The sequence below is a fragment of the Bacillus sp. UNC69MF genome (assembly GCF_000746035.1).
Lineage (GTDB): Bacteria > Bacillota > Bacilli > Bacillales > Bacillaceae > Bacillus > Bacillus velezensis.
In genome coordinates, this window is sequence record NZ_JQKM01000003.1 from 315,144 (window position 1) to 327,651 (window position 12,508).

General features: G+C 48.5%; 10 protein-coding genes. 9 read left to right on the plus strand and 1 reads right to left on the minus strand.

All coding sequences use genetic code 11. The features are described 5' to 3' along the window. Window positions 1–122: 122 nt before the first annotated feature. Window positions 123–1,313 (plus strand): nitrate transporter NarK, encoded by a 1,191-nt coding sequence (narK, locus tag BR62_RS0101565; RefSeq protein WP_007407632.1) that lies wholly within the window; start codon window positions 123–125, stop codon window positions 1,311–1,313. Window positions 1,314–1,410: 97 nt separating this feature from the next. Next, entirely contained in the window at window positions 1,411–2,127 is a 717-nt protein-coding gene (locus BR62_RS0101570) for a Crp/Fnr family transcriptional regulator (RefSeq protein WP_007407631.1), read from the plus strand. A gap of 31 nt (window positions 2,128–2,158) precedes the next feature. Here the strand turns inward: BR62_RS0101570 and BR62_RS0101575 are convergent, their stop codons facing one another. After that, window positions 2,159–2,878 (minus strand): YwiC-like family protein, encoded by a 720-nt coding sequence (locus BR62_RS0101575; protein ID WP_032869452.1) that lies wholly within the window; start codon window positions 2,876–2,878, stop codon window positions 2,159–2,161. A gap of 142 nt (window positions 2,879–3,020) precedes the next feature. Between BR62_RS0101575 and BR62_RS0101580 the strand changes: the two genes are divergently transcribed. From BR62_RS0101580 to cls, 7 genes are all read left to right on the plus strand, one after another. Continuing rightward, complete coding sequence (locus tag BR62_RS0101580) at window positions 3,021–3,497, plus strand: cyclic nucleotide-binding domain-containing protein (protein ID WP_007407629.1); 477 nt, start codon at window positions 3,021–3,023, stop codon at window positions 3,495–3,497. Window positions 3,498–3,675: 178 nt separating this feature from the next. Then, complete coding sequence (locus BR62_RS0101585) at window positions 3,676–7,365, plus strand: nitrate reductase subunit alpha (RefSeq protein WP_032869454.1); 3,690 nt, start codon at window positions 3,676–3,678, stop codon at window positions 7,363–7,365. After that, the gene (gene narH / locus BR62_RS0101590) at window positions 7,355–8,818 is read left to right on the plus strand and encodes a nitrate reductase subunit beta (RefSeq protein ID WP_032869456.1); all 1,464 of its coding nucleotides are present in this window, start codon (window positions 7,355–7,357) and stop codon (window positions 8,816–8,818) included. The genes BR62_RS0101585 and narH overlap by 11 nt, the downstream gene beginning before the upstream one ends. Before the next feature lie 25 nt (window positions 8,819–8,843). Next, window positions 8,844–9,401 (plus strand): nitrate reductase molybdenum cofactor assembly chaperone, encoded by a 558-nt coding sequence (gene narJ, locus BR62_RS0101595; protein ID WP_032869458.1) that lies wholly within the window; start codon window positions 8,844–8,846, stop codon window positions 9,399–9,401. Next, window positions 9,398–10,069: a respiratory nitrate reductase subunit gamma gene (narI, locus tag BR62_RS0101600; RefSeq protein ID WP_007407624.1), complete on the plus strand. Its 672-nt coding sequence runs from the start codon at window positions 9,398–9,400 to the stop codon at window positions 10,067–10,069. The genes narJ and narI overlap by 4 nt, the downstream gene beginning before the upstream one ends. Before the next feature lie 139 nt (window positions 10,070–10,208). After that, a complete protein-coding gene (locus BR62_RS0101605; RefSeq protein ID WP_032869460.1) occupies window positions 10,209–10,838 on the plus strand; it encodes a YitT family protein in 630 nt (209 codons plus the stop codon). A gap of 95 nt (window positions 10,839–10,933) precedes the next feature. After that, window positions 10,934–12,436: a cardiolipin synthase gene (gene cls, locus BR62_RS0101610; RefSeq protein ID WP_007407622.1), complete on the plus strand. Its 1,503-nt coding sequence runs from the start codon at window positions 10,934–10,936 to the stop codon at window positions 12,434–12,436. Window positions 12,437–12,508 lie beyond the last annotated feature (72 nt).

Sequence of the window (12,508 nt, forward strand, 5' to 3'; positions counted from 1 at the left end):
GGACAAAGTCTTCGGGCTTTGTTCTTTTTTTGTATATAAAGCGTGTGATGTAATTCACAATCCCGCACACTGAGTTTTTGTATGATAAGGCTGATATTGAATCAGTGAAAGGGGCAAGCCGAATGATCAATCGTCAACATATTCAATTATCGTTGCAGTCATTAAGCTTAGTGGCAGGGTTTATGGTGTGGGTGCTGATTTCATCGCTCATTTCTCAAATGACATCAGATATTCATTTAAGCAAAGGCGAAATTTCATTGGTGACGGCGATTCCCGTTATTCTCGGATCGCTTCTCCGTATTCCTTTAGGATATTTAACGAACAGGTACGGGGCGCGGCTGATGTTTATGATCAGCTTCATCCTGCTTTTGTTTCCTGTATTTTGGATCAGTATCGCGGATTCTTTATTTGATTTAATCGCGGGCGGCTTTTTCTTAGGAATCGGGGGAGCGGTATTCTCCATCGGAGTGACGTCCCTCCCGAAATATTATCCGAAAGAAAAGCACGGAGTCGTCAATGGGATTTACGGTGCCGGAAACATCGGGACCGCCGTTACTACCTTTGCGGCGCCGGTTATCGCTCAAGCCGCGGGATGGAAAGCAACCGTGCAGATGTATCTTGTTTTGCTGGCTGTTTTCGCATTACTGCACGTTTTGTTCGGCGACCGGCATGAGAAGAAAGTCAAAGTTTCCATAAAGACACAAATGAAAGCCGTTTACCGAAATCATGTGCTGTGGATGTTGAGCCTGTTTTATTTTATTACGTTCGGCGCCTTTGTCGCCTTTACCATCTATCTTCCGAATTTTTTGGTTGAGCATTTTGGGCTGAGCCCTGCGGACGCCGGTCTGCGGACGGCCGGCTTTATTGCGGTCTCTACGCTGCTCAGGCCTGTGGGAGGGTTTCTTGCAGATAAACTGAGCCCGCTCCGCATTCTGATGTTCGTTTTCGCAGGGCTTACGCTGTCAGGCGTCATGCTGTCATTCTCCCCGACGATCGGCCTTTATGCGTTCGGATCGCTGACGGTGGCAGTCTGCTCAGGGATTGGAAACGGGACGGTATTTAAACTGGTGCCTTTCTATTTTTCGAAGCAAGCGGGGATTGCCAACGGGATTGTGTCTGCCATGGGCGGACTGGGCGGTTTTTTCCCTCCGCTGATTCTGGCAAGTGTATTTCAGGCAACAGGCCAATACGCGATCGGGTTTATGGCGCTTTCAGAGGTCGCGTTAGCCAGCTTTGTTCTTGTGATCTGGATGTATTGGCAGGAAAGAATGAAAACACATACGGAGAGAAACAGTCAGAGCCTCAATTCATAATGATCCATTCACAAGATTGTTAGTTTTTTCTGGGTGAGTGCAAATCAAGTCACGTTACAATATACATACGCAACGTGACTTTCTTCGAGGTGAGCTCATGAATATTCTCTCTGTCCGAAAATCTGATAAAGAACTTCTTTCCCGCGAACTGCATGAATTGCTGGAATCGATCAGTACGAAAAGGAAAATGAAAAAACATACTTATTTGTTTCAAGAAGGAATGGATGCAAAAGAGCTTTATCTGATTCAATCAGGACTCATTGAAATCGGCAAGCTGACGTCTGACGGAAAAGACCTGACGCTTAGAATCTGCCAAAAAAACGATATTGTCGGGGAATTGACGCTATTCACAGATGAGCCGAGATATATGCTCAGTGCGAAAGTGTTAGAGGATGGCGAGGTGCTCGTCATTAATAAAAACAAGCTGGAAAAGGAATTGATCCAAAACGGTGTTTTGACGTTTGAATTTATGAAATGGATGAGCACCCATCTTCGAAAAATCCAGTCCAAGATCAGGGACCTGCTTCTTCACGGCAAAAAGGGGGCGCTCTATTCCACCCTTATCCGCTTATCAAACAGCTACGGGGTGGAACGAAGCGACGGGATTCTGATTAACATTGTGCTGACAAATCAGGATTTGGCTAAGTTTTGCGCGGCGGCAAGGGAGAGCGTCAACCGCATGCTGGGAGACCTCCGCAAACAAGGGGTTATTTCGATAGACGAAACCGGAAAAATTATTTTGCACAAGCGGGACTATTTACGATGCGAGATCGAGTGTGAAAATTGTCCGCTTGAGATCTGCAATATTGACTGAAAAAAACAAGGGCAGCCGGTGTCCTTGTTTTTCAGCTTGTGATACATATACACATGACGGCGAAAAAGAAGCCTCCATTTATGATTTCCAGAATGCCGATCGTTTTCACCGGCCAGTCTCTTCCGTGAAAAAACCAGGCCCGCAGACTGCTTGGGATAAAAGCGAGAAACGCCCAGCCTGCCCCGAGAAAAGCCGATAAAAAGGGGAGCAAGAGGTGATATCCCCATGACCAGTATGCAAAGGTTCTGTTTTTTCTCTCCCGTATGACCGATTTCACATAAAAAGAACTCCCGACAAAAAATAAAGCGGATTGCAAGAATAGAAACCAAGCCCAGCCGTCAAGGGTTCCCGTTCCCAGCCAGCAGCTCGCAAGCCCGCCTGAACAAAAGAACAGAACACCCGCAATATCATTCGTGAGCGCCCGTTCGTTTTTTCGACGGGCATAATGCGTATGTATGAGAAACAGCGGCAATAAAAAAACGCCGATCCAGACGAGCTGCGGCTTATGATAGACAGAAATGATCAAAAAGCAGCAGGCCGGAAAACCGTAATACCATATCCACTTTTGATAGGGCTGAAGCTGTTTCTTTTTCAAAGCGAGAGAAACGGGATAAACCGTCAAGTAAAGGAACAGCCAGCCCAGAAAGAGCGGAATATGCCAGAAAACCGGGCCTCCCTTGACCATGCCGAGTAAAAATGGAATCAGCAGCATCGCCCATGCGCCGTGCTGCTTCGGAATCATCGCCTTCATCGAAACCCTCCTTTTTATTTCATTATAAGTACAAACACTCTCCTGATAAGTGACTTTTATCATACAAGCTGTGAAATACATCACTGCCGCGCGGGCTCAATCGGGCTACACTAAAGCTATCCTTAGCACAGGAGGCTTTCCTATGAATCAGTGTGACTATTTATTATTTCTGAAACAACTTCCTATGTTTAATGAAGTGCCTCTGTCCATTGTCGAAACCTTGCTGAAAAACGGGACGTTTATCCGCGGCTCATCTGACCAATCTCCATCCTTTCTTCATTCACAATCCGTTTATATTGTATTAAAAGGCAATATCCGTTTTACGGACAGCAGGCTCCCTGAAGGGTCGCAAACCGTTGCGCTGTGGGAAAAAGGCGATGTGTTTCCGATTGATGAAAAAGGCGGGCTCTCTTTATCGCCTTTTATCTCAGTCAATGCCTCACCGGATATCCTGGTACTCCATATTCCATATTCCGTTTTTAAGCAAATGATGTCTTACCATCCGCGGCTGCAAATGAACTTTTTGGCGATGCTTCAGCAAAATGTCTTCTGTTCCTATCAGTTGTTTTTGCGGTATCTGCATACATCACGGGATGAAAACGCCGAACCCGGTTCTTAAACAGAACCGGTTTTTTTTGATGACGCCGGGCGTCCCCATATCGTTTGAAAATCCTTCCTGCTGCTCTGTGTGAACGTTTTGTGAAAAAAGCAGAGTGTGTGACATAGTTCACAAGGAAACGCGCCGTCTCTGTTTATAGTGTACATAGCATCACCTGACTCGGAAGGAGTGAACGATCATGAAGAAAAAGAAAATGAGTCCGTTGCTCAGGAGATTAAACTATTTTTCTCCTATCGAACATCATTCAAATAACCATAGCCAAACGACAAGCGAAGATCGTGATTGGGAGAATGTATACAGAAACAGATGGCAGTACGACAAAGTCGTTCGCTCCACCCACGGCGTCAACTGCACGGGTTCTTGCAGCTGGAATATTTATGTAAAAAACGGAATTGTCACGTGGGAAGGACAAAACTTGAATTATCCATCAACAGGCCCGGATATGCCTGATTTCGAACCGAGAGGCTGCCCGCGGGGGGCCAGTTTTTCTTGGTACATCTACAGCCCGCTCCGTGTGAAATATCCATATGTACGCGGTGTGCTGATCAATTTGTGGCGGGAAGCATTGCAGGCGCATCAAAATCCGCTGGATGCCTGGAAATCGATCGTTGAAAACCCTGAAAAAGCGAAGTCCTATAAACAGGCAAGGGGGAAAGGCGGCTTTGTCCGCGCGGAATGGCCGGAGGTGCTGAAGCTGATTTCAGCCTCTCTGCTGTATACAGTGATGAAATACGGGCCTGACCGGAATGTCGGTTTTTCTCCGATCCCGGCGATGTCCATGATCAGCCACGCATCAGGTTCGCGATTCATGTCGTTAATCGGCGGCCCAATGCTCAGTTTTTATGACTGGTATGCGGATCTTCCGCCGGCGTCCCCGCAAATTTGGGGCGACCAGACGGACGTTCCGGAGAGCAGTGATTGGTACAATTCAGGCTATATCATCACATGGGGCTCCAACGTTCCGTTAACGAGAACGCCTGATGCGCACTTTCTGGCGGAAGCCCGCTATAAAGGCGCTAAAGTCATTTCGATCAGTCCCGATTTTGCGGAATCCTCAAAGTTCGCAGATGACTGGCTGAGTATCCGCCAGGGGACTGACGGGGCGCTTGCGATGGCGATGGGTCACGTCATTTTGCAGGAATTTTACGTGAACCAAGAAACTGAACGTTTTATTGAGTACGCGAAGCAATACACCGATTTTCCATTCTTCGTCACTCTTTCAAAAGAGAACGGCGTGTATACAGCGGGACGGTTTCTGCATGCAAAAGACATCGGGCGGCAGACAAAAAATGATCAGTGGAAGCCGGCGGTCTGGAATGAACAGACAGGTGCGTTTGCCATACCGCAAGGCACAATGGGCTCCCGCTGGGACGGGCAGCAGAAATGGAATCTGCACATGATCGACGAAGACACCAGGGAACAGATTGAGCCCCGTCTCTCAGTGCTCGGAATAGAGGACGAAATCGGCTCAGTGCGCATTCCGTATTTTTCAGATGACGGAAACAAAGTGCTTGAGCGGGATCTTCCTATTAAAAAATTGGATCTGAACGGTGAAGAGACGTACGTCACGACCGTGTTTGACTTGATATTGGCCAACTACGGCGTGAACCGGGGCATCGGCGGACAATCAGCCGCATCCTATGATGATCCCCGTCCGTTCACACCTGCCTGGCAGGAACAGATCACGGGAATTAAAAGAGAAGCCGTTATACAGATTGCCAGGGAGTTTGCCCAAAATGCGATCGATACAGACGGCAGATCCATGATTATCGTAGGGGCGGGTATTAACCACTGGTTCAACTCCGACACGATTTACCGTGCGGTGTTAAATCTTGTTTTACTCGTAGGCGCCCAAGGCGTAAACGGCGGAGGCTGGGCCCATTACGTGGGGCAGGAAAAACTCCGTCCGGCTGAAGGGTGGCAGACGATTGCAACCGCAAAGGACTGGGAAGGCGTGCCTAAGCTGCAAAACGGCACCTCATTTTTTTACTTTGCGACAGACCAGTGGCGTTATGAAGACCAGCCGATCAGTGACTTGGCTTCACCGATCGCCGCGTCATCCCGCTACAAGCATCACGCCGATTACAATGTGCTGGCGGCGCGATTAGGGTGGCTTCCGTCTTACCCGACATTCAATCAAAACGGCATTGATCTGTACAAAGAAGCTGAGAAAGCGGGGGCGGCGACACCTGAAGACGTAGGTGCGTACGTGGCCTCACGGCTTCAAGAAAAAAAACTGAAATTCGCGATTGAAGACCCTGACAATGAAGTGAATTTCCCAAGGAATCTCTTCGTATGGCGGGCAAATCTGATCTCAAGCTCAGGGAAAGGGCATGAATATTTTCTCAAGCATCTGCTGGGGACGACGAACGGTCTGATGAATGACGACAGCGACAGCATCCGCCCTAAAGAAATCAAATGGCGGGAGCAGGCGCCGGAAGGCAAGCTCGACTTGTTAATCAATCTTGATTTTCGAATGGCGGGTACGGCGCTGTATTCCGATATCGTGCTGCCGGCGGCGACATGGTATGAAAAACACGATCTCAGCAGCACGGATATGCATCCGTTTATTCATCCATTTGCTCCGGCCATCTCGGCGCCGTGGGAATCGAAGTCAGACTGGGATATTTTTAAGGCGCTGTCAAAAGCCGTTTCCGATCTGGCGGAAGAAGTCGATATGGAGCCGGTGAAAGAGGTAGTCGCAACGCCGCTCCTCCACGACACGATGCAGGAATTGGCCCAGCCGTTCGGCAAAATCAATGACTGGAGCAAGGGTGAATGTGAACCCATTCCGGGAAAAACGATGCCGAACATCCATGTCGTTGAACGGGATTACAAACACATTTTTCATAAAATGACCGCGCTTGGCCCTAATACGGCTTTAAAACCGAGCGGAACAAAAGGGATGAGCTGGTCGATTGCGGATGAATATGAATCACTCAAACAGAGACTGGGAGAAACTGATTCTTCAAACAGCGTTGCCAAAGGATGCCCGAATATAAGTGAAGCGAAGCAGGCGGCGGAAGCGATTTTAACCCTGTCGTCCACCTCAAATGGAAAAGTCGCCGTGAAAGCATGGGAATCACTTGAAAACATTACCAATCTGGAGCTGAAAGACCTGGCGGAAGAGCGCGAGGAAGAATGCTTTACGTTCGAGCAAATTACAGCCCAGCCGAAAACGGTCATCACCTCTCCGGCCTTTACCGGCTCAGAAAAAGGAGGGCGCAGGTATTCGCCGTTTACGACGAATGTGGAAAAATTAATTCCGTGGCGGACGCTGACCGGCAGACAATCCTATTATGTCGATCATGAACTGATGATGGAATTCGGTGAAACGATGGCGACATTTAAACCGATCCTCCAGCACCGCCCGTTCCTAAGCAAGCGGCCTGATCAAGAGGGCAAAGAAATCGTTCTTAATTATTTGACGCCGCATAATAAATGGTCCGTCCACAGCATGTATTTTGATTCTCTGCCGATGCTGACGCTGTTCCGCGGCGGGCCGACCGTGTGGATGAATAAAGATGACGCAGAGGACACGGATATCAAAGACAACGATTGGATTGAATGCTTCAACCGAAACGGCGTTGTCGTCGCGAGAGCGGTTTTGTCTCACCGGATTCCTAAAGGAATGGCGTTTATGCACCATGCCCAGGACCGCCACATCAATGTGCCCGGCACAAAACTGACGAATAACCGCGGAGGCACCCATAACAGCCCGACAAGGATTCACGTCAAGCCGACCCAGATGATCGGGGGCTATGCCCAGCTCAGTTACGGCTTTAACTATTACGGTCCGACGGGGAATCAGCGCGATCTGAATGTCGTCATCCGCAAGCTGAAGGAGGTCGATTGGCTTGAAGATTAAAGCGCAAATCGGGATGGTCATGAACTTGGATAAATGCATCGGCTGCCACACGTGCAGCGTCACCTGCAAAAACACGTGGACAAACCGTTCCGGTGCGGAATATATGTACTTCAATAATGTAGAAACAAAGCCGGGCATCGGCTACCCGAAGCAATGGGAGGACCAGGACAAATATAAAGGCGGCTGGACGTTGAAAAAAGGAAAGCTTGAACTGAAATCAGGCCCGAAAACGAATCGGCTCGCAGGCCTTTTCTATAACCCGAACCAGCCGACGATTGATGACTACTATGAACCTTGGAACTATGATTATGAAACATTAACAAACAGCCCGCAGAAAAAACACCAGCCGGTAGCGCGCCCGAAATCGTCCTTGACGGGGGATTTTATGAATATCGAATGGGGCCCGAACTGGGAGGATGATCTCGCGGGCGGCCATATTACAGGGCTTGAAGATCCAAACGTGCAAAAAATGGAGGAATCGATCAAAACAGAATTCGATGAAGTCTTTATGATGTATCTGCCGCGTATTTGCGAACACTGCATCAATCCGGCGTGCGTGTCCTCCTGCCCGTCCGGCGCCATGTACAAACGCGAGGAAGACGGCATCGTACTCGTTGATCAAAACGCATGCCGTTCATGGAGATATTGCGTCTCATCCTGTCCTTATAAAAAAGTCTATTTTAACTGGCAAACGAACAAAGCGGAAAAATGCACACTCTGCTTTCCGCGCTTGGAGGCGGGGCTGTCGACTATCTGCTCTGAAACGTGTGTCGGCAGAATCCGCTATCTCGGCGTCATGCTGTATGACGCGGACAAAGTGGAGGAAGCGGCATCGGTTGAAAATGAAAAGGATCTCTACCATTCCCAACTGGACGTTTTTCTTGATCCGAATGATCCTGAGATTGGCAAACTGGCAAAAGAACAAGGCATCCCAGCTGAATGGATAGAGGCTGCGCAGCAATCGCCGATCTATAAAATGATCATTGACTGGAAGATTGCGCTTCCGCTTCACCCTGAGTACCGTACGCTGCCGATGGTTTGGTACATTCCGCCGCTCAGCCCGATTATGAATCTCTTTGAAGGAAAAGGCAGCCGGCAAACGGCGGAAGCGATTTTTCCGGCTATCGACCAAATGAGAATTCCGATTGACTATTTGGCGCAGTTATTAACGGCCGGTGATACGGATCATATTCGATCCACGTTAAAGAAAATGTCTGTCATGCGCCAGTATATGAGGGCGGTTCAGACAAATAAATCCATCGACCCGGCATTGGTCTCCAGTGTCGGCTTAACAGAACAGCAAATTGAAGACATGTATCGGCTGCTGGCAATCGCCAAATATGATGACCGTTTTGTGATCCCGAGCAGCCATCGAGAAGAAGTGTCAGATTTATATGCTGAACAAGGGAGCTGCGGCTTATCATTTTCAGGCGGCCCGGGCTCTTGTTTCTAACTTTTCATAAATGAGGTGTAATAACATGAACACCACAGACCGGCAAATGACGTTCTCCGCTCTTTCCGTTCTTCTCTCATATCCGGAGGAAGAGTGGAGAGCCGAGATTCCCGATTGGAAGGCTCTTATCCATGACATCACCAATCAGCAAATCCGTGAGAAATTGCTGCACTTTTTAGAGGCGGCAGCCGGCTTTTCTCCGCAAGCGCTGATTGAACACTATGTGTATACGTTCGATTTCGGAAAAAAAACGAATATGTACGTCACCTACTTTAACTCAGGCGAACAAAGGGAGCGCGGCATTGAATTGCTGCATTTAAAAAACACCTACCAGCAATCCGGTTTCCTGCCGACAGAGAAAGAACTGCCTGATTACCTGCCGCTGATGCTGGAATTCGCCGCGGTTGCGGAGATTGAAGCGGCGAGAAGCGTGTTTGAGAAATACCTGTCCAATGTGAGGGAGCTGGCTTCCCGCCTCGAAAAAAATAACAGCATCTATGCTGAGCTGCTGCACGTGCTGCAGGCCGCACTGGAAAACATCGGTGTACGTGAAAGCATTGAAGAAGGGGCTGTTCAGGCATGAGCGGGCAGATCCTGTGGGGCGTTATGCCATACATTGTATTGACGATCTTTATCGGCGGGCATATTTACCGCTATCAGCATGACCAATTCGGCTGGACGGCGAAATCAAGCGAGCTGTTAGAAAAGAAAAAACTCGCCGCTGGCAGCACACTTTTTCATTGGGGACTGCTGTGCGTTGTCGGCGGACATGTCATGGGAATTCTGATCCCGGAAGGCGTGTATGCTTCTCTTGGCATTTCAGAGCATATGTATCACAAAATGGCGATCGGCGCAGGCCTGCCGGCGGGGATTGCTGCATGTGCCGGACTTGTCATCCTGACATACAGAAGGCTGTTTGACAAAAGAATCCGCAAAACCAGCTCGCCATCGGATATCTTGACGCTTATTCTGCTGCTGTTCATGATGCTGTCGGGCGTTGCGGCCACGTTCCTCAACATTGACTCGAAAGGATTTGATTACAGGGCAACAGTCGGGCCGTGGTTCAGGGAAATTGTTTTGTTCCGGCCTGACGCTTCTTTGATGGAAAGTGTCCCGCTATGGTTTAAGTTTCATATCATCATAGGGTACGTCGTTTTTATCCTCTGGCCGTTTACAAGATTGGTTCACGTGTTCAGCCTGCCCCTCAAGTATTTGACCCGCAGCTATGTTGTCTATCGGAAACGCACGTAAAAATCCCCCCTGCAAGAGGGGGATTTTTTATGGTGAAAAAATAAAAACATAAGATATTTTCTGCCAAGGTAATGGCTGGGCGGCCGGGATTCCTGTTATGTTTTATTTGGAAATAACAGCAACAAAAGGAGAGTGAAGAATGAAGCGGATTTTCCTCATTTTAGCCGCCTGTCTGATGACAAGCGCCGGCGTCCTGACACTCAGACATTCTCATGTATTAACCGGCGGAACAGCGGGACTGTCACTAAGCCTGTCATACTTGTTTCATTCCTCGTTTGCGATTATCTTCTTTCTGATTAATATCCCGTTTTATATATTTTCTCTCATCAGAATGGGAATCAAATTCACTCTATCCACCGTTTTTGCAGTCACAGTACTGACTCTGTTTACCGGCACGGATCACTGGCTGCCGCCGGTCTCTGTTTCACCGCTTGCCGGGGCGATTTGCGGCGGGGCGCTGATCGGGTTCGGCCTGTCGCTCATGTTTTATCATCAGGCATCGCTCGGCGGCGCCAATATCCTCGCTTTATTTCTGCAAAAGCGCTGCGGATGGAATCCGGGTGCCGTTAATTTCCTCTTCGATTTTGGCGTCGTGCTGGCCGGCATTTTTTCCGTCGGGTTGCTGAAAGGGCTCTTCTCCTTAGTGTCGATAGCGGTCACCGGTCTGATCATCGGCATCTTCAAAAATAAAATCAAAGGCAGCTGCTCGCTCAATCCGGCATTGCTTCAGAACATCACACCCGGCCAATCACAGGAAGCTTCATCATAAGCCTTTCCGCTCGTGCGGAGAGGCTTTTTCATATGTTTACAAGCCGGAAAACAGAGGGTATACAGAGATATCGGATCAGATGGGAGAGAGTCGGGATGCTGAAAAGGAGACTGGAATTTTGCTTTTTATATATGATGCTTATCGGAGCATATGTCATATGGTTTTTTCCGGTTTCCAGGCTTGAGTTTTACGGAGGGGTGCTTTGTTATGCAAGCATTATTTTGTTCAGCATTTATTCGTTAATTCTTGAAAACCGCACCTCGCAGCACACGCTGTTATGGATTCATATTCTTGTGTTTTTTCCGATCGCCGGGTACTTATTTTACCTTTTTTCCGGCCAGCTTTATGAAAAAGGCAAGCTGTTCAGGTCGAAACGGACATACAACCGGGAAAAGCTGAGAACGATATTTGATATGGAACAAACTCCCGACCTGACCGGGCTGAAAGGAAATCAGAAGCGTTTCTTTCAATATTCAATCAAAGCGTCCCATATGAATATCAATACAAAAAGCAGGCTGAAGGTGCTCAAAAACGGGGACGAAACATTTCCGGAGCTGTTTGAGGCGCTCCGGGAGGCCGCGTCATTTATACATATTGAGTATTACATGTTCAAATCAGACATGCTCGGGCACAAGATGATGGACATTATGATGGAAAAGGCGCGTCAAGGTGTGGAAGTGCGGTTTTTGTTCGACGCGGCCGGCAGCCTGAAGCTGGCCGGAAAAGATATTAAAAAACTGAAACGCGCGGGCGTGAACATCGTCCCTTTTCTGCCGCTGAAATACGGTTTTTTCAACCAAAAATTCAATTTCAGAAATCACCGCAAGATCGTCATCGTTGACGGGAAAGTCGGTTTTGTCGGCGGGCTGAATGTCGGCAAGGAGTATATCGGCAAAGACCAAGATGTCGGCTTTTGGCGGGACACCCATATGAAAGTCGAAGGAGAAATCGTTCAGACGCTCCACAGCATTTTTATGCTTGATTGGGAATACGTTTCGGATGAGGTGCTGATTGATCGGAAAGCATATACCCGCCCGGTTGCGGCAGAAAGCGGCGGCGTCTATCAAGTCGTTCCGACAGGCCCCGATATGAAGGAGCGGATGAGCGATCTGTATTATGCCATGATAGCGGCGGCCGAATCGTCTGTATGGATCGCGACGCCTTATTTCGTGCCGAATGAGCCGATCCGCACAGCGCTAAAGGAGGCTGCTGCCAGAGGCGTCCGGGTGCGTGTCATGGTGCCGGAAACCAATGACGGATTTTTAACCCAGTACGCGACGAGATCGTATTTCCCCGAGCTTCTTCGCGAAGGAATCGAAGTCTATTCTTATCAAAAAGGCTTTATGCATCAAAAGGTGCTCATCACTGACGGAAACCTCGCCTCTGTCGGGACGGCGAATATGGACATGAGAAGCTTTCAGCTGAACTTTGAAGTCAATGTCTTTTTTACAGATCAAGAGGCGATCAAAGATCTTGAAGCGCATTATCTGGAGGATATGAAGGAGTCTGAAAAAATCAGCCCCGTCCGTTTCTATAAGCGCACATTATGGGAAAGAACGAAGGAATCCTTCGCACGGTTATTTTCCGGCGTTTTATAAAAAACGCTTTTAAAACTCCTTGTGTATAGTATAATTGAGAAATATTATCATTAAGAACGAGGCACAAGGAGG